This is a genomic window from Actinomycetospora sp. ABD4_176 (assembly GCF_056311855.1).
In genome coordinates, this window is record NZ_CM149974.1 from 4965851 (window position 1) to 4981617 (window position 15767).

The 15767-nt window shown below is 76.4% G+C and carries 17 protein-coding genes; 11 read left to right on the plus strand and 6 right to left on the minus strand.

Features of this window, described 5'->3' with window-relative positions:
• Positions 1-72 precede the first annotated feature (72 nt).
• Positions 73-2106, plus strand: coding sequence for an acyltransferase family protein (locus tag ACYX4T_RS24015; protein WP_476011727.1), 2034 nt, complete (start codon positions 73-75; stop codon positions 2104-2106).
• Positions 2107-2109: 3 nt separating this feature from the next.
• Here the strand turns inward: ACYX4T_RS24015 and ACYX4T_RS24020 are convergent, their stop codons facing one another.
• Entirely contained in the window at positions 2110-2301 is a 192-nt protein-coding gene (locus ACYX4T_RS24020) for a hypothetical protein (RefSeq protein WP_476011728.1), read from the minus strand.
• A 202-nt stretch (positions 2302-2503) separates the two neighbouring features.
• On the opposite strand from ACYX4T_RS24020, the gene ACYX4T_RS24025 reads away from it, so the two are divergent.
• Positions 2504-2665 carry a hypothetical protein gene (locus ACYX4T_RS24025; RefSeq protein WP_476011729.1) on the plus strand — a complete coding sequence of 54 codons (162 nt, stop codon included), beginning with the start codon at positions 2504-2506 and terminating at the stop codon, positions 2663-2665.
• 55 nt (positions 2666-2720) lie between these two features.
• On the opposite strand, the gene ACYX4T_RS24030 is transcribed toward ACYX4T_RS24025, so the two are convergent.
• Complete coding sequence (locus ACYX4T_RS24030; RefSeq protein ID WP_476011730.1) at positions 2721-3377, minus strand: hypothetical protein; 657 nt, start codon at positions 3375-3377, stop codon at positions 2721-2723.
• A 260-nt stretch (positions 3378-3637) separates the two neighbouring features.
• Between ACYX4T_RS24030 and ACYX4T_RS24035 the strand changes: the two genes are divergently transcribed.
• The gene (locus ACYX4T_RS24035; protein ID WP_476011731.1) at positions 3638-4012 is read left to right on the plus strand and encodes a VOC family protein; all 375 of its coding nucleotides are present in this window, start codon (positions 3638-3640) and stop codon (positions 4010-4012) included.
• A 95-nt stretch (positions 4013-4107) separates the two neighbouring features.
• On the opposite strand, the gene ACYX4T_RS24040 is transcribed toward ACYX4T_RS24035, so the two are convergent.
• A complete protein-coding gene (locus ACYX4T_RS24040) occupies positions 4108-4617 on the minus strand; it encodes a mycothiol transferase (RefSeq protein ID WP_476011732.1) in 510 nt (169 codons plus the stop codon).
• Between the two features lie 24 nt (positions 4618-4641).
• On the minus strand, positions 4642-6147 hold the full coding sequence (locus ACYX4T_RS24045; protein WP_476011733.1) for a class F sortase: 1506 nt from the start codon (positions 6145-6147) through the stop codon (positions 4642-4644).
• A 306-nt stretch (positions 6148-6453) separates the two neighbouring features.
• Between ACYX4T_RS24045 and ACYX4T_RS24050 the strand changes: the two genes are divergently transcribed.
• Positions 6454-6678, plus strand: coding sequence for a hypothetical protein (locus ACYX4T_RS24050; RefSeq protein WP_476011734.1), 225 nt, complete (start codon positions 6454-6456; stop codon positions 6676-6678).
• 3 nt (positions 6679-6681) lie between these two features.
• Here ACYX4T_RS24050 and ACYX4T_RS24055 read toward each other — a convergent pair whose 3' ends face one another.
• The gene (locus ACYX4T_RS24055) at positions 6682-7065 is read right to left on the minus strand and encodes a hypothetical protein (protein WP_476011735.1); all 384 of its coding nucleotides are present in this window, start codon (positions 7063-7065) and stop codon (positions 6682-6684) included.
• Between the two features lie 157 nt (positions 7066-7222).
• On the opposite strand from ACYX4T_RS24055, the gene ACYX4T_RS24060 reads away from it, so the two are divergent.
• The 3 genes from ACYX4T_RS24060 (at position 7223) to ACYX4T_RS24070 (ending at position 9239) form a co-directional block, all read left to right on the plus strand.
• Positions 7223-7888: a hypothetical protein gene (locus ACYX4T_RS24060; RefSeq protein WP_476011736.1), complete on the plus strand. Its 666-nt coding sequence runs from the start codon at positions 7223-7225 to the stop codon at positions 7886-7888.
• A gap of 331 nt (positions 7889-8219) precedes the next feature.
• A complete protein-coding gene (locus tag ACYX4T_RS24065; protein WP_476011737.1) occupies positions 8220-8930 on the plus strand; it encodes a Clp protease N-terminal domain-containing protein in 711 nt (236 codons plus the stop codon).
• 33 nt (positions 8931-8963) lie between these two features.
• Positions 8964-9239: a hypothetical protein gene (locus ACYX4T_RS24070; protein ID WP_476011738.1), complete on the plus strand. Its 276-nt coding sequence runs from the start codon at positions 8964-8966 to the stop codon at positions 9237-9239.
• 10 nt (positions 9240-9249) lie between these two features.
• Here ACYX4T_RS24070 and ACYX4T_RS24075 read toward each other — a convergent pair whose 3' ends face one another.
• The gene (locus ACYX4T_RS24075) at positions 9250-11565 is read right to left on the minus strand and encodes a CDP-alcohol phosphatidyltransferase family protein (RefSeq protein ID WP_476011739.1); all 2316 of its coding nucleotides are present in this window, start codon (positions 11563-11565) and stop codon (positions 9250-9252) included.
• A 52-nt stretch (positions 11566-11617) separates the two neighbouring features.
• On the opposite strand from ACYX4T_RS24075, the gene ACYX4T_RS24080 reads away from it, so the two are divergent.
• From ACYX4T_RS24080 to ACYX4T_RS24095, 4 genes are all read left to right on the plus strand, one after another.
• Positions 11618-12583 carry a zinc-dependent alcohol dehydrogenase gene (locus tag ACYX4T_RS24080; RefSeq protein WP_476011740.1) on the plus strand — a complete coding sequence of 322 codons (966 nt, stop codon included), beginning with the start codon at positions 11618-11620 and terminating at the stop codon, positions 12581-12583.
• Positions 12584-13018: 435 nt separating this feature from the next.
• A complete protein-coding gene (locus ACYX4T_RS24085; protein ID WP_476011741.1) occupies positions 13019-14275 on the plus strand; it encodes a GNAT family N-acetyltransferase in 1257 nt (418 codons plus the stop codon).
• On the plus strand, positions 14272-15477 hold the full coding sequence (locus ACYX4T_RS24090; protein WP_476011742.1) for an FAD-dependent monooxygenase: 1206 nt from the start codon (positions 14272-14274) through the stop codon (positions 15475-15477). Before ACYX4T_RS24085 ends, ACYX4T_RS24090 begins: the two co-directional genes overlap by 4 nt.
• Before the next feature lie 126 nt (positions 15478-15603).
• Positions 15604-15747 (plus strand): hypothetical protein, encoded by a 144-nt coding sequence (locus ACYX4T_RS24095; protein WP_476011743.1) that lies wholly within the window; start codon positions 15604-15606, stop codon positions 15745-15747.
• Positions 15748-15767 lie beyond the last annotated feature (20 nt).

A 15767-nucleotide genomic window follows, 5' to 3' on the forward strand; every position in this document is an offset into this window, starting at 1 on the left:
GCGTCGGCGCGGCGCAGGCCGTACGGGACCCTGGAGTACCGGGCGGGACGATCGACGGGAGGACCGGCAGCGGTGGTGGAGAGCGGGACGACGACCACCGCGTCGACCACCGCGTCGCGCACCCGGACCCGCAGCGAGCGCCGTCCGGAGATCGAGGGACTGCGCGGGCTCGCCGCCGGGCTGGTCGTGCTCTACCACGTCTGGGTCGGGCGCGTCTCCGGCGGCGTCGACGTGTTCTTCCTGCTCTCGGGCTTCTTCGTGCTCGGGATGACGGCGCGCACGGCGATCCGGGGCGAGCGTGTCGACGTCACCGGTACCTGGACGCGGCTGTTCTGGCGCCTCGTGCCGACCGCGGGCCTCGTGCTCGTCACGAGCACCGTCGCGGCCGCCGTGCTGCTGCCACCGTCGACGTGGGCGCGCAACCTGCGCGAGCTCCTCGCCTCGGTGTTCTTCGTCGAGAACTGGCGGCTGGCCACCGACGCCGTCGACTACTACGCCGACCACGGCACCGCGAGCATCGCCCAGCACTTCTGGTCGCTGTCGATCCAGGCGCAGTTCACGCTGCTCGCCCCGCTGCTCGTGCTGCTCGTGGCGTGGTGGGCGCGGTCGCGGGCCCTGGACGTCCGCGCCGCCCTGCTCACCGCGTTCTCCGCGACGGTCGTGGTGTCGTTCGTGCACTCGGTGGTGACGACGGCGTCCGATCAGGCCTTCGCGTACTTCGACCTGCGCACCCGGCTCTGGGAGTTCGCGCTCGGCGGGGTGCTGGCGCTCGTGCTTGACGGGGTGCGGATCGGTGCGCGCGCCCGCGCGGTGCTCGGGTGGGCCGGGGTCGTCGGGCTCGTGAGCTGCGGCGCGGTGCTCGACGTCGGCGCCGGGTTCCCGGGCTACCTGGCGCTGTGGCCGGTGCTCTCGGCCGCCGCGGTGATCGTCGCGGGCCGGGCGGGCGCGGGCGAGCGCCTGCTGACGACGCCGGCCGCGCAGTACCTGGGCCGGATCAGCTACCCGCTCTACCTGTGGCACTGGCCGGTGCTGGTCCTGGCGCTCGGGCTCACCGCGTCGCCGACGCCGGGCCTGGTCGGGGGGCTGGTGGTCGTCGCGGTCTCGGTCGGGCTCGCGGTCGTCACCCACCACCTCCTCGAGGCGCCCCTGCGCACGGTTTCCCTGCCGGCGGCCGCCGGCCGCGCCGGCCTCGCGATCGCGGCGTTCCTCGCCCCGGCGCTGGTCGCGCTCGGCGTGTGGGCCGCGGTGGCCGCCACCGACGCCGCCCCACCGCTCGCCGTCGGCGACCCGACGCACCCGGGGGCGACGGTGCTGGCGTCCGACCCCGCGCCGGCCGGCGAGGTCGTCCCGGCCGTCGCGCCCTCCACCGCGCGGGTGCAGGACGACTGGGCCCGGTACCGCGACGGGTGCGGGCCGGTCGGCGAGTCGCCGGCGCTGGAGGAGTGCGTCCCGGTCCGCGCCGACGGGGAGCCGCAGCGGCGGATCGTGCTGCTCGGCGACTCGCACATGCAGCAGCTGCTGCCCGCGCTCGAGCCGGTGGCCCGGGAGCGCGGGTGGGAGGTCCGGACGCTCGTGCGGGCCCGCTGCCCGTTCGGGACGACGTCGGAGACGGACCCGGGCGACGCGCTCTGTCTCGACCGCAACGCCGCCGCGATCGAGCACCTCGCCGCCGACCCGCCCGACGCCGTGCTCGTCAGCGCCACGCGCGACGTGCGCGCCGGGCTGACCGAGCAGACGCCGGACGGCTTCGTCGCCGGCTGGCGGGAGCTCGACGACCGCGGCATCCCGGTCGTCGCCGTCCGCGACAACCCGCGGTTCGCCCACCGACCGTCCGAGTGCTTCGAGTCCTACGGGCGCGGGGCGCCGGAGTGCGACGTCCCGCGCGCCGAGCTGCTCGCCGCCGACCCGCCGTACGCGCTGCGCGACGACGTGCCGGCGGGTGTCGCGTTCCTCGACCTCAGCGACGAGATCTGCACGCCGACCGCCTGCCCGCCGGAGATCGGGAACGTGCTGGTCTACCTCGACGACAACCACCTGACGGCGTCGTACGCGCGCACGATGTCACCGGCGGTCGGGGCGCGGCTGCCGGCGCTGCTGGGCTGGTAGGAGCTATCCCGAGGGCTCGTCGGCGGTCTCGGCGAGGCCCTGCTGGTCGGGCTCGAGGTCGACGTCGAAGGCCGGCTCGACCTCGTCGGGGTCGGCGTCGGCCGCGGCGTCGTCGGTCGGCTCGGGGCGGGTCATGCCCTCCTCGCGGTCGACGCGCTGGAGGTCGGTCTCGTCCGGCGTCTGCTCGCTGTCCATCACTGGACCCGTACCCCCGTTCCCGCGCCCCGACGCGGTCGCCGTGTCACGAGCACGTGACGGCGCCGAGGTTGCCTGCGCAGGCGCGGACGGGCCCGTGACGTGGACGACGCAGCGTGACCGCAACCGCCGACGCGTCCACCCGTCTGGATCCACGAGCGCGGGGCGTCCCCGGCGCTCGGGGGAGAAGGAGAGCTCGGGAATGTTCGTCATCGTGGCCGTGGTGATCGTCGGCGTGATCTTCGTGTGCGGCGCCCTGCTGGGCGTCAGCGTGGCCCAGAACCAGGCCGCCGACCGGGCCCGCCGGTCCCAGCGCGACCGCCACATCTCGGCCGTGCGCACCGGGTCGCTGCTCTCGCACTAGCCGCACCCATGTGAGCACTTTCCTGCCCTATAGGGCAGGAAAGTGCTCACATCACTCAGGAGGCGCAGGTGCCCGCGACGGTGCCGGCGACGCGGTCCGTGACGACGTTCCAGTCCTCGGCGGCGACCGGGTCGGTGGTCAGCCAGGCGACGACGTCGTCGACGCCCGCCGCGTAGGCCCGCTGCTCGGCGGAGCCCTCGCCGTAGGTCGCGGCGAGCGCGTCCTCGCGGCCCGCGACCACGCCCGCCCACTGCCCGCTCGGGGTGCGCCCGAGCGTCGTGATCGTGTCGTCGATGGCGTCGGCGACCACGTGCGCGCACTGGTCGGCGACGGCCGAGGTCGCGGGGGCGGGCGCGCTCGCGCCCGGCGCGCTGGCCGCGGAGGTGCGCACCGCGTCGACGAGGCCGGGGAGCTGGGCGCCCATCCCGACCAGGGCCACCGCGGCGCCCGCGACGGCCACCGTCAGCGGGGCCCGCGTGGCGGCGCGGCGGCGGCTCGAGGTGCGGAACGCGGGCGCGGCCGGGACGGCGTGCGGCGGGGTCGGGACGCCGGTGACCGGGTCGGGCCGGTAGGCGGTCGGCGGCGGGTAGCCGAGGCCGGCGGGCGGGGCGTCCTGCGGGACGGCGTGACGGGCCGGGGTGTGCACCGGGGCGAGCGGCGCGCCGACGGGCCGCGACGACGCATGGTCCTCGCGCCGGTGGTGCTGCCCCATGATCGACCCCCGAACGGCCTAGTCGTCAGCGGCCGTGTGGACGCTGTGTGAGCGGTGTCGCAGGAACCGCCCTCGCCGTTAGCGCCCGAGGCGTCCCGAGACCGGGGTTCACCACGTCGGGTGACGGAGAAACGGGACGAGGAGGAGGAATTCCGGGGTCCGATCGGACGCTCGTCACCGTGCCCGTACCTGACGCACCCTGACAGGAACGGGTCCTAGCGTTCGTCGCGTCCGCTCCCACCGAGCACCCGGAGACCGCGATGACGGCAGGTTCGACGACGGCGGCGACGACGCTCGCGATGATCAACCTCGACGGCCCTGACCCCCGCGCCCAGGCGGCCTTCTACGGCGCGCTGCTGGGCTGGCGGACCGTCCACGCCGAGGACGAGTACGCGATGATCGCGGGCGACGGCGCCCCGATCGGGTTCGGCCGCGTGCCGGGCTGGTCGGCGCCGCCGTGGCCCGACCCCGAGGGCCACAAGCGCTATCACCTCGACCTCACCGTCGACGACCTCGACGCCGCCGTCGCCCGGGCCCGCGAGCTGGGCGCGACGGTGCCCGAGCACCAGCCCGGCGAGGGGTGGCGGGTGCTCCTCGACCCGGTCGGCCACCCGTTCTGTCTCTGCCCGCGCTGAGCGTCGAGCGTGCTGAGCGTCGAGCCTGCCGCCGGCGACGGAGGGGAGATACGGACACTCATCGTCAGCGGAGCCACTCCGCTGACACGCCCGGGTCAGCGGCGGCGCGCCAGCCCGGCCAGGTAGGCGGCCTGCCCGGCGTGCTGGATGTCGTCGTCGACGACGCTGATCAGCCGCACCCCGCGGGTGACCGGCGGGTCCCAGGCGTCGTCGATGACCTCGTCCAGGTCGGCCTCGGACAGCGTGCGCAGGTAGGCGACGGTGCGCTCGTGCACCGCGTCGAGGTAGCCGGTGAGCAGGGCCGGGTCGTCGACGCGCACCGACGCGACCTGCTCGGAGGTGTGCCCGAAGCCGATCGAGGCGTCGTCGAGCGGCAGGTCGAACCGCCGCGCCCACCCGTCGGCGGTCCACACCTGCTCGGTGCCGGCGAGGTCGGCGACGTGGTCGTCCTGCACCCGGGTGAGGTGCCAGACCAGCCAGGCGACGGGGTTGGCGTCGCCGTCCGGGCGCCACGACAGCTGCTCGGCGCTCAGCCCGCCGACCGCGCGGTGCGCGTCGTCCTGCGCGCGACCGAAGGCGTCGACGAGCACGTCGATGGCGTCCACGGTGATCTCTCCTGACCCGCCCGGCTAGCGCGCCGAGGCGAAGACGACGACGTTGTCCTGGTAGGACAGCGTGCCCTCGTCGAAGGGTCCGCCACACGTCAGCAGCCGCAGCTGGGGCGTGGTCGCCGGCCCGTAGACGCGGTCGGAGGGCAGGGTGTCCTTCGGGAAGTACTCGACGCTGTCGACGGCGAACCGCGCCGTCTCGCCGTCGGAGCGCGGCACCTCGATGACGTCGCCGGGGCGCAGCCGGTCGAGCTGGGCGAACACCGCCGGGCCGCGGCGGGTGTCGACGTGGCCGGCGAACACCGCGGGACCGGGGTCGCCGGGCACCGCGCTCGCGGTGTACCAGCCGACCCGGCCGAAGTCGGTGGGCACCTGCAGGGCGCCGCGGTAGTCGATGCGCAGGTCGGTGAGGTTCACCGCGGCCAGCCCCACCGCCGGGATCGACATGCCGGTCGGCCGCAGGCCCTCGGGCGCCGCGAGCGCCGCGGCCAGCGGCATCCGCGGGGCCGGCGGGGCGTCGGGGTCGTCGGAGAAGAGCCCGGAGAACCAGTCGCCGACGGTCGAGAGCAGCGTCGGCGTCGCGAGCCCGCCGAGCCCGGCCTCGGTGCCGCCACGGGGCACCGGCGGCACGCGCGGGGGCGTGGGCAGCGGGGTCTCGGGGTCGGGCGTCGGGCGCGGGGTGGGGGTCGTGGGGGGTTCGGTGCCGGGCCCGGGCACACCCGCGACGGTCGCGGCGTCGGGGGCCGCCGCCACGATGATCTGGCCGTCGGGCTCGCGGGCCACGAACAGCGTGGTCACCCCGCTGTCGGGCAGCGTCACGCTGGTCTCGTTGGTCGAGCCCAGCCGCGAGCGGATGTCGACCTCCCACTCCCGCGCGGGCACCGTGATGTAGGGGGTGGTCGAGCCGTAGAAGAGGTCGCGGGCCAGCGGCGGGCCGCCGGTGAGGTCGACGTCGAGCGCGCCGACGCCGTTCGCGCCCTGCACGACGCGCACCTGGGCGGAGCCGGGCGCGGCCGGCGCGGTCTGGTCGTCGAGGACCTGCAGCTCGGGGGCACCCGAGATCGGCGAGTCCACGAAGGCCGCGGTCTGCGCGGTCCCCGCGGGCACCTCGACCGACACCTGCACCGCGGGCGGGCTGGTCGCGGGGGCACCGGCCGGGCGGGCGGTCAGCGTGTAGGTGCCGGCGGGCTCGGTGAGGTAGGGCGAGGTGCCCCGGTAGCCGACACCGGGCGCGACCAGCGTCTCGTCCAGGTCGGGCCCCGAGACGTACATGTCCACCGACGGCGTCACCGGCGAGAGGTGGGCGATCCGCAGCATCCCGGTCGAGGGGTCGGCGGTGGCGGTGCGCACGCCGACGGTCAGCGACACGGTCAGCGCGACGAGCACCACGGCGGCGAGCGCGGTCCAGACCAGGGGACGGCGCCAGCGACGGCGATCGGCGGTCGGCGGCGTCCCGGGGGTCTCGGGGGTCTCGGGGGTCTCGGGGGACGGGACGATCGCGGTCGGCGGGTCCTGCGGTGCAGGCACGGGGAGCTCCTCGACGGCTGAAGAACGGGGGGAGGTAGAGCGCGTCCATCCGGCGGCGCGGGCCGGGTCGGGGGTGCCGCCGGCGTCGGGGAGTCCGCGCCCGTCACGGTGGCCGCCCACCACCGCCGGTGGCGCGGAGCGCGTCGGTCCACTCCCCCCGGGGCACGCGCTCACCCTAACGGGTCACTGACCCGTTCGGAGCACTACTCGGGACGAGCGGTCCCGGGAACCCGGTGAGGGTCGCCGCCCGTCCTGCTCTGGGCGAACACGGCCCCGGCCCGCCCCCGCAGGGATCACGCTGGGGCCATGAGCTCCAGCCTGTACGTGGCCCTGCGCAGCGGCCACGAGCACACCGCCACCGGCCTCGACGACGACACCGCCGCCGCCCTGCAGGCGCGCATCGTGGCCCACCTCGAGGCCCGCGAGTCCCACCCCGTGCTCGACCTCGGCGACGGCACCACGGTGCGCACCGACGCCGTCGTCATGACCCGGGTGCACGACGAGGGGCCGCGCACCGGCTTCGTGGGCTGAGCCTCAGCGTGCGTCGCGCGGCGCCGGGATCCGCCGGAGGGCCGCGCGGCGGCGGGCGAGGAAGGCGGCCACGTGGCGGCGCGCGGTGCTGGGGGCCGGGTGGCGCGCGCCGAGGTCGTCGAGGACGAGGTCCCAGAGGACGGGCAGGTCGGGGTCGTCCCAGTCGCGTCCGGCGAGGTCGACCAGCGACGGCGCGTCGAGGCCGGTGCCGACCCACTCGATGGCGAGCTCCACGACGTCGGCCGGGTCCCACACCATGCCCAGCACCTGGGCGGCCCGGGCCTCGGTCGGCGCCATGCCGCGCAGCGAGGGCAGGGCGGCGAGGCCGAGCAGGCCGCGCAGCCCTACGTCATCCGGTGGACGCCTGACGGTGACGGTGCTGCTCATGGTGCCCCCCGGTGATCGATCAAGAACTGCGCTGCGTGTGCGAGCCGCCCCCACGGCTCACTCCGAGAGGTTAACGCGTCGATCTTGTGGCGGGTACGGTGACACTCGGCGATAGTTTCGGTGAACCCGTGGTTGACATGCTCGGCATCCTGGCTGTGTGAACCTGGAGTTGTCATTGGAGCGGGCCGTCGCCGGCCGCGTCGCCGGGACAGCGGTCGCCGACCCCGGCGCCAAGCTCGACGACCGGGACGGCGAGCGCGCGGCGCGGCACCGGGCGCTGGCGGGTCTCGGCGCGGCACTCGCGGTCGAGGCGGAGGCGCGCCACGCCGCGGCCGTGGTCGTCGCGCGCCGGGCCGAGACGGCGGTGTGGCTCGGCGCGAGCCTCGCCGATCTCGGCGGGGTCACCGGCCGGTCGCGGCAGGCCGCCCGCAAGCGGTGGCCGACGCTCGGCGCGGTGCACCGGCGCCGACGCTGGCTCGGGAACCACGTCGAGGACGTCCGGTGGGCCGCACGCCTCGTGCTCGCCGCCGGGCTCGGGGGTCCCGAGCGTCGCGCCGCCCTCGCCGAGGCCGTCGCCGCAGCCGAGGCGGCGTTCGCGCCGGGCGCGGAGCCCCGCGACCTCGAGGCCGCCGTCGGACGCTGGCAGGCGTTCGACGCGCTCCTCGACCGCCACCTGCGCGGCCTCCTCGCCGAGGTGCCCGACGAGCCTCACGAGCCCGCCGCCGGTGCGTCGCCGACCGTCGACCCCGGCTTCGCCGCCCACGGCGCCCGGGGCGTGCTGCGCTACTTCGACCACGCGGTGCACGCCGTCGACGAGCCCTGAGGCCCAGCGCACCGCCGAGCGAGAGACGCCCGGCTGCGCTCCACGTTGCGCCATCCCCGGCACCCACCCGGGCGTGCCACCTGCCGACGCCGCGTCGCCCCGCTGTCCGGCGTGTCGGGTTCGGTTCCGCCGAACGGGTCCGGCGCGCCGCCGATGGTCGCCGCGCGTCACCGCGCGTCGCGCGCGTCACCCACGCCCGTCCCGCCCTCCCGGCGCCGGTCCCGACCGGACCGTCCCTCGGCGACCAGGGGTGCCGCGCCGGACCCGGACGTGCGCGGCACGGCGCCGACCTGCTCGTGGAGCGCGTCGCGACCCGCTAGAAGTTCCACCCATGGGGACGACCACACCCATCCACGACGCGCTGGCCGGGGTCCGCCTCGAGGTCCCGGTCAAGCCCACTCCCTTCCCGCGCGGGCGCACGCCCGCGCCGCGGACGCGCCGCTCGGTGGCCGAGGACACCGAGCGGGTCGTCGCGCTCGCCTGGCAGGAGGCCGACGAGCGCGGCCACGCCGTGTTCGGCACCGGGCACCTCCTGCTCGGGCTGGTCCGGGCCGGGGGTCCCGAGGCGGGGCTGCTCGCCGCGACCGGGGTCACCGCCGCGACCGCGGACGCCGCGATGGCGCTCGTCGCGCTCTCGTCGGTGTCGGAGCCGGTGGTGCGCGGGCCCGGCGGTCCGGGACGGGACGCCGGGCCCGTCGCCGGCACCAGCGTCGCCGAGGTGCTCGCCGAGGCGGCGGCCCTGGGGGACACCGGCGCGGAGGCCACCGGCGCTGAGGTCACCGGTGCTGAGGTCACCGCCGGCGCCCTGCTGACCGCGCTCGCCGCGCGGCCGTGGGGGCAGGCGGCGGAGATGCTCGCGGCGCTGGGCGTCGACTCGTCCGACCTGGCGGCGGCGGTCACGACCCTCGCGGCAGCCGCCGAGGCCGCCGACGCGACCGGCACCGCCGACGCCCGGGAGCGCCCGGTGCCCCGCGACCCCAGCGGGCTGCTCTCGTCGGCGTGGCGCCGACCTGCCGCCGGCGCCGCCGCCGAGATCGCGTGACGTCGGGCCGCCCCGGCGGTCAGAATCCGGCGCATGGCGAAGCCGAGCTGGATCCGGGCCGAGGACGGCGACTGGTACCGCGCCTCCGAGGTGGTCGCGGTCAAGACGATGCCGCACAACCCCGACGGCGGGTTCATGGTCACCGTCGAGACGCACCGGCACGACAACATCGACGTCACCGGCCGGCTCAAGGAGGTCGAGGACGCCTCCCGCTGCCGGGACGCCCTCATGCGCCTGCTCGCGACGGCGGAGAAGGGCGTGACGATCACCTACGCGTCGGGCGGGTTCTCGAGCGAGGAGATCGACTGATCAGGGCTGATCACGGGCGCGGTCCGTAGGCGGCGAGGAACCGGTCGCGGAAGGCCTCCATCGGCCACACCGGCCCGCCGGGATCCGGCGTGAGCCCGGCCGACCAACCCCAGTCGCCGACCGCGGCGAGCACCGACGGGTCGCTGCTGACGATCGAGATCGGGACGTCGCGCCCGGCGTCGGGGCCGGTGACCACGGGCGAGGGCTCGTGGTCGCCGAGCAGGACGATCACCGGCGCGCGGCCGGGGTGCACCGCGGCCTGGCGCTCGGTCCACCCCCAGACCGTCGCGAGCGAGTACTCGAGCGACCGGCGGTAGTCGTCGCGGACCTTCGCCGGGTCCTGGGTGAAGATCGCCTGGAACGGCAGCTGCGGACCGTCGGGCGGGCCGAACACCGACCCGTCGCCGACCGCGTCCCACGGCACGGTCCGCGGCACCGGCGACCAGGGGCCGTGGCTGGAGGTCAGCGCGATCTCGGCCATCGTGGGCGGGGCGCCGGGTCCGCGCTCGAGGCGGTCGAACGCGGCGAGCGCGTACTGGTCGGGCATCGGCGACCAGGAGAACGGCGGGCCCCGGTAGCCGAGGTCGGCGCCGCCGTAGGCGCGGTCGTAGCCGTAGAACGCACCCTCGGGCCAGGGTCCGGAGGTGCCCGGGGCGACGGCGACGGTGCGCCAGCCGGCCTCGCGGAACGCGCGGGGGAGCGTCAGCCGGTCCGACGTGACGAGCTGGGCGTGGCGCTGCTGGCCGTCGATGCGCAGCCCCGAGAACAGGGTGGCGTGCGCGAGCCAGCTGCCCCCGCCCGCGATGGGCGAGGTCAGCACCCCGGTCCGCGCGGCGTAGCCCGCGGCGCCGAGGCGTCGCTCGCCGTCGTCGAGGACGGCCCGCACCGGCCCCGCCATCGCCGGGTCGTCGAGGGCGGAGAGCCCGTAGCTCTCGACGACGACGACGGCGACGTCGCGCCCGCGCAGGGCGGTGAGCAGCCGGTCGCCGGGCACGTCGCGGTAGGCGTCGGTGGCGGCCTCGATCTCGAAGGCCCGCTGGTCGCGCACCCCCTCGCCGATGGCGAGCGCGCGGTCGACGGTGCGGATCGAGGTGTCGCGCGAGGCGACGGGCACGCCGGGCACGAGCTGCGCGGAGAGCGTCCACGCCGCGAGCCACGCCACCGCGAGCACGGCGACCAGGCGCAGGGTCGCCGACCGGTGCGCCGCGGCGATCCGCGCGAACCGGGCCACCGCGGCGCCCATCGCGACGAGCAGCGCGACCGCGAGCAGCGCGACGACGAGGGCGACGACGACGGCGAGGACCGGGCCCGAGGTCCCGGCGACGAAGTCGTAGGCGTTGGTGAGCAGCACCGCGTCGCGTGCCGGGTCGAAGGGGCGGGCGAGCGAGACCGAGAAGCCGAGGTCGAACAGCGTCAGGACCAGCGCGAGCCCGAGCACCACACCCGCGGCCCATGCGAGCACCCGCCGCACCGGGCCGGGCAGCACGACCGCGACGACGAGCGCGACGAGCAGCTCGACCGGCACGCGGACGAACGCCGGCGTCACCAGCCGGGCGACGTCGCCGGGCGTCACGAACGCGAGCAGCACGAGCACGCCGGCGAGCAGCGTCACGACGCCCGCGAGACCCCGGCGCACGCGCACCGGGTGGGTGTCGGCGCCGCGCCACAGCCGGACCACGTCGCGCCCGAACGACCACAGCAGCGCGGCGAGGGCGCCGCCGACGAGGACGGTCGCGACGACGACCGGCAGCAGCTGCGAGGAGGCCACGACCAGCACGACGCCCTGCGCGGCGGCGACGACCTTGCCCGAGAACAGGGGTGTGAGCTCGCCGCGCAGCCACGGCAGCACCACGCCGGCGGCGACGAAGAGGTAGCGCGCGAGCCCGATGAGCAGCACCCACGACCCGAGCAGGCCCGCGACGTGCACCGACAGCACCAGCAGCAGCGCGGCGTCGAGCTCCATGTCGAAGCGCGCGCCGAACGACGAGGCCACCGCCCGGCGCCGGGCGACCGCCCCGTCGACGCCGTCGAGCACCAGCGCCACCGCGGCGAGCACGACGAGCGCGGGGGTCGAGACGGGGTCGGCGACGAGCGCGGCGACCCCGGCCGCGAGCACCCCGCGCAGCAGCGTGACCCGCCCGGCGGGTCCCAGCGCGTCGACCGGCGCCCCGGCGAGCACGGCGACCAGCGCCGCGGCCGCCGTCGCCCCCGCGACGAGGCCGACCGGACCGAGCCCGAGGCCCGCCGCGAGCACCCCGAGCAGGCCCGCGGCCGTCACCGCGCCGCCGAGGAGCTCGGCGGTCAGGACCGGGGGCGGGAGGCGCACACGTGCCAGCATGGCCGCCGGGAGATCACGTGGGTGCGAGGAGGGTCGCGGCATGACGGGCACGACACGGGCGTTCCGGGTCGCGGCGCCCGGGCGGGCGGAGATCGCGGACATCCCGCTGCCCGACCCGGGTCCCGACGACGTGGTCGTGCGGACTCGGCACAGCGCGGTCAGCCGGGGCACCGAGTCGCTGGTGTTCCGCGGGCAGGTCCCGGCCAGCCAGTACGGGCTGATGCGCGCGCCGTTCCAGGTCGGCGACTTCCCGGGCCCGGTGGTGTACGGCTACCTCGCGGTCGGCGAGGTCGAGGCGGGCCCGGGCGCCGGGCGCACGGTGTTCGCGCTCTCCCCGCACCAGGAGCGGGTGGTGGTGCCCGCCGACTCGGTCGTCGAGGTGCCCGACGACGTCCCGCCCACGCGCGCGGTGCTCGCCGGCACGGTCGAGACCGCGGTGAACGCGCTGTGGGACGCCGCGCCGCGCGTCGGGGACCGGGTCGCGGTGCTCGGGGCCGGGATGGTCGGTTCGGCCGTCGCCGGGGTGCTCGCGACGTTCCCGGGCGTGCGGGTGGAGCTCGTCGACGTCGACGCGTCCCGCCGCGCGGTGGCCGAGGCGCTGGGCGTCGGGTTCGCGACGCCCGACGCGGCGGCGGGGGAGTGCGACCTCGTCCTGCACGCGAGCACCACCGAGGCCGGGCTCGCCCGGTCGCTGGAGCTGCTCGGCGACGAGGGCGAGGTCGTCGAGCTGTCGTGGTTCGGCGGGAACGCCCCCCGGGTGCCGCTGGGCGAGGCGTTCCACTCGCGGCGCCTGGCGATCCGCGCGTCGCAGGTCGGCCGCGTCGCCCCCGCCCGCCGTGCGCGGTGGTCGACCACCGACCGCCTCCGCCTGGCCCTGCGCCTGCTCGCCGACCCGCGCTTCGAGGCGCTCATCACCGACACCTGCGCCTTCGACGACCTGCCGACCGTCGTGCCCGAGCTCGCCGCCGGCGAGCGCCCCGGCCTCGCGGTGCGGGTGGACTACTGACGAGCGCGAAGCGCACCGGCTGAGGTCGCTCACCCCGACGTCGTGACCGAGGGCTCCGAGGACCTACGCACATGATCGCGTCGAGTCGGACTGTCGGACTCGATGCGATCTTGCGCCGATGTCTCGTCGGTCGACTCGGCGGACCCCCGGCGGTGACCGGACAACGCGGCGACGTGGCGCAGGGCTCGAGCGTCCAGAACGCGCGACCCCGTTCGTCAGCCGACCGTCAGGTTCACCGGCGGAGCGCCCCCGAGTGATGACGATCGGTGACAGCGGTCCGCCGTGGTGGTGGCCGCGACCGGCAGCTGAGGCATCGCAGGGCGGAGCCTGGGTCGCCGTCGGTCACAGAATGTTGCCGAATTGCGATCGGAAGCCTGCTCCATCCGAGCGAGCACCTGCTCGGGCGCCGGTCTCCCGCCGTTGTACGTTCGGCGAATGCTGCTCAGCGACCCGCTGGTCGAGCACACGGCGCCGTCGCCTCCGGCGCGGTCACGTCGGCACCGCGGCACCGTCGCCCTGACCCCGGTGTCCGCCGCGGAGGGCGACCCCGGCTTCCTCGCCCGGTGGCGGGACCTGGAGCGGCGGGCGTCCGAGCCCAACCCGTTCCTCGCGCCGTCGATGGTGCTCCCGGCCGCCCGGCACCTCGGTGCCCCGACCTCGCTGCGCCTGCTCACCCTCGAGCACGGGGACCGCGCGGTGTTCCTGCTCCCGGTGGTCGAGGCGACGCCCTACGCGCTCGCCCCGGTACCGCGCCGGGTCCCGCTGTCGCGGTGCGGGCTGACCGGCCTGCGCACGTGGCTGCACCCGTACTGCTTCCTCGGCACGCCGCTGGTCGACCGCGACGCCGACCCCGAGCGGGTCTGGGAGTCCGTCCTGTGCGGACTGCCCGCCCTGCGCGCGACGCCGTGGCTGGAGCTGCCGAAGATCCCCGTCGAGGGACCCGTCGGGAGCTCGCTGCAGCGCGTCAACGCCGCGCGGCCCGCACGGCACACGACGCTCGGGGCCCGCTCCTTCGCCCGCCGGCGGCCGTCGCCGACCTACCTCGCGGAGTGGACCAGCAGCAAGAAGCGCGCCGAGCTCAAGCGCAAGCGGCGGGTCCTGGCGCGCGAGCTCGGCGGCGAGGTCGGCACCACCGAGCACGGGCGGACCGCCCCCGACGACGCCGTCACGCGCTTCCTCGCGCTGGAGGCGCGCGGGTGGAAGGGCCGCGCCGGGACGGCCATGGCCGTGCGGCCGGGCCACGCCCTCTTCCTGCGGGAGACGGCGGCGGGGTTCGCCGAGGACGGCCGGCTGCGGGCGTTCGCGCTCCGGACCGACACCCACGTCCTCGCCCGGAGCCTCGCGATCACGGCGGGCCCCGGCCTGTTCGGGTTCAAGCGCGCCTTCGACGAGGAGTTCGCCCGCAGCTCGCCGGGCACCCTGCTCGACGCCGACCTCCTCGCCTGGTTCCACGAGCAGCCGGAGCTGGCGTGGATCGACACGTCGTCCGACCCGAGCCGCGCCGACGCCGACGTCTACGGTGACCGCGTGGAGATCGGGACGACGGTGGTCGGTCTCGGCCGCGGCGCGCGGCGGGTCCCGCCCCTGTTCGCGGCGGTCGACGTCGCCCGCGACGAGGTGCGCCGGCGCCGGCCGGCCCTCGCCCGCCAGGTGGAACGGCTGCGCGCGGGCCGCGCGAGGAGTGCTCAGTGAGGATCACCGCCGTCGGCGGCGGGCCGGCCGGTCTGTACGCGGCCGTCCTGCTCGCCCAGCAGGGCCACGACGTCACGGTCGTCGAGCGCAACCCCGCCGGGGTCACGCACGGCTGGGGCGTCGTGTTCTGGGAGCCGCTGCTCGCCTCGCTGCGCGAGAGCGACCCGGTGAGCGCCGCCCAGATCGCCGACGCCGCGTTCGCCTGGGACGGCCAGGACGTCGACGTCGAGGGGCGCGGGCGGGTCGCGCGGCCCAGCGGCGGCTACAGCATCTCGCGGCAGCGGCTGCTCGACCTCCTCACCGCGCGGGCCCGCGAGCTCGGCGTGCGCACGGAGTTCGAGCGCGACGTCGTGCCGGGCCCGCACGATGAGGAGCTCGACGCCGACCTGGTGATCGCCGCCGACGGCGTCGGCAGCGCCCATCGCCGCGCCCTGGCCGACGACCTCGCGCCGACTGTCGACGTCGGCACCAACAAGTACGTCTGGCTGGCGACGACCAAGGTCTACACGTCGTTCCTGTTCGCCTTCGTCCGCTCGTCGGCGGGCTGGCTGTGGTGCCACGCCTACGGCTACGACGCCGACCACAGCACCTTCATCGTGGAGTGCTCGCCGCAGACCTGGCGCGGGCTGGGCCTCGACCGGATGGGCGCCGAGGAGAGCCGCGAGCTGCTCGAGCGCCTCTTCGCCCGGCACCTCGACGGGCACCCGCTGATCGGCCTGCCCGCCGAGCCCGACGCCCCGCTGCCGTGGCTGGAGTTCCGCACGCTGCACTGCGAGCGGTGGTGGTCCGGGCGCACGGTGCTGGCCGGCGACGCCGCGCACACGACCCACTTCGCGATCGGCTCGGGGACGACGCTGGCGCTGGGGGACGCGATCGCGCTCGCGCGGGCGATCGAGGGGACCGCGGACGTCCCGGCCGCCCTCGAGCAGTACCAGGCCGAGCGGCAGGCCGCGCTCGCCCCGAGCCGGCGCGACGCCCGCAACAGCGCCCGCTGGCTCGAGGACCTCGAGCGCTACATCGACACCGACGTCGACAGCTTCGCGACGCTGCTGCACCGGCGCTGCTCCTCGCTGCTCGCCCACCTGCCGCCGACGGTCTACGTCAAGGCGCGCGGGATGGCCGAGCGCAGCGGCGCCGCCCGCCGCGTGTGGTCGCAGGCCTCGGCGCTGCGCCGCTCGGCCCTGGTGCGGCGCGGCAGCTGAAGAACAGACGTCATCACACCGTGTCACCTTGGTGACCCGGCCCTGGGCCGGGCGGGCGGTGGTGCTGTCTACTGGCCCCGCTGACGTGACCATTCGTGATGAGCTCGGGAGACCGCCACCGTGTCCGTGACCACCCCGTCCTCGGTCGGACCCGCGACTGCGCGGGACCGGGACACCTCTTGGCGCGACCGGCTGCTCGCCGACGTCCAGCTGTTCCTCGTCGTGCTCGCCCTCGGCCTGGCCGTCGCCCTGCTGGTGGTCCTGATCTGACGGGCGTCAGGATGGTCGGC

Excerpts from the sequence above, each read along its gene's own strand:
- ACYX4T_RS24020 (WP_476011728.1), bottom strand. The coding sequence starts at position 2,301 with ATGGACAGCGAGCAGACGCCGGACGAGACCGACCTCCAGCGCGTCGAC.
- ACYX4T_RS24025 (WP_476011729.1), top strand. The coding sequence starts at position 2,504 with ATGTTCGTCATCGTGGCCGTGGTGATCGTCGGCGTGATCTTCGTGTGC.
- ACYX4T_RS24030 (WP_476011730.1), bottom strand. The coding sequence starts at position 3,377 with ATGGGGCAGCACCACCGGCGCGAGGACCATGCGTCGTCGCGGCCCGTC.
- ACYX4T_RS24035 (WP_476011731.1), top strand. The coding sequence starts at position 3,638 with ATGACGGCAGGTTCGACGACGGCGGCGACGACGCTCGCGATGATCAAC.
- ACYX4T_RS24050 (WP_476011734.1), top strand. The coding sequence starts at position 6,454 with ATGAGCTCCAGCCTGTACGTGGCCCTGCGCAGCGGCCACGAGCACACC.
- ACYX4T_RS24055 (WP_476011735.1), bottom strand. The coding sequence starts at position 7,065 with ATGAGCAGCACCGTCACCGTCAGGCGTCCACCGGATGACGTAGGGCTG.
- ACYX4T_RS24065 (WP_476011737.1), top strand. The coding sequence starts at position 8,220 with ATGGGGACGACCACACCCATCCACGACGCGCTGGCCGGGGTCCGCCTC.
- ACYX4T_RS24070 (WP_476011738.1), top strand. The coding sequence starts at position 8,964 with ATGGCGAAGCCGAGCTGGATCCGGGCCGAGGACGGCGACTGGTACCGC.
- ACYX4T_RS24080 (WP_476011740.1), top strand. The coding sequence starts at position 11,618 with ATGACGGGCACGACACGGGCGTTCCGGGTCGCGGCGCCCGGGCGGGCG.
- ACYX4T_RS24085 (WP_476011741.1), top strand. The coding sequence starts at position 13,019 with ATGCTGCTCAGCGACCCGCTGGTCGAGCACACGGCGCCGTCGCCTCCG.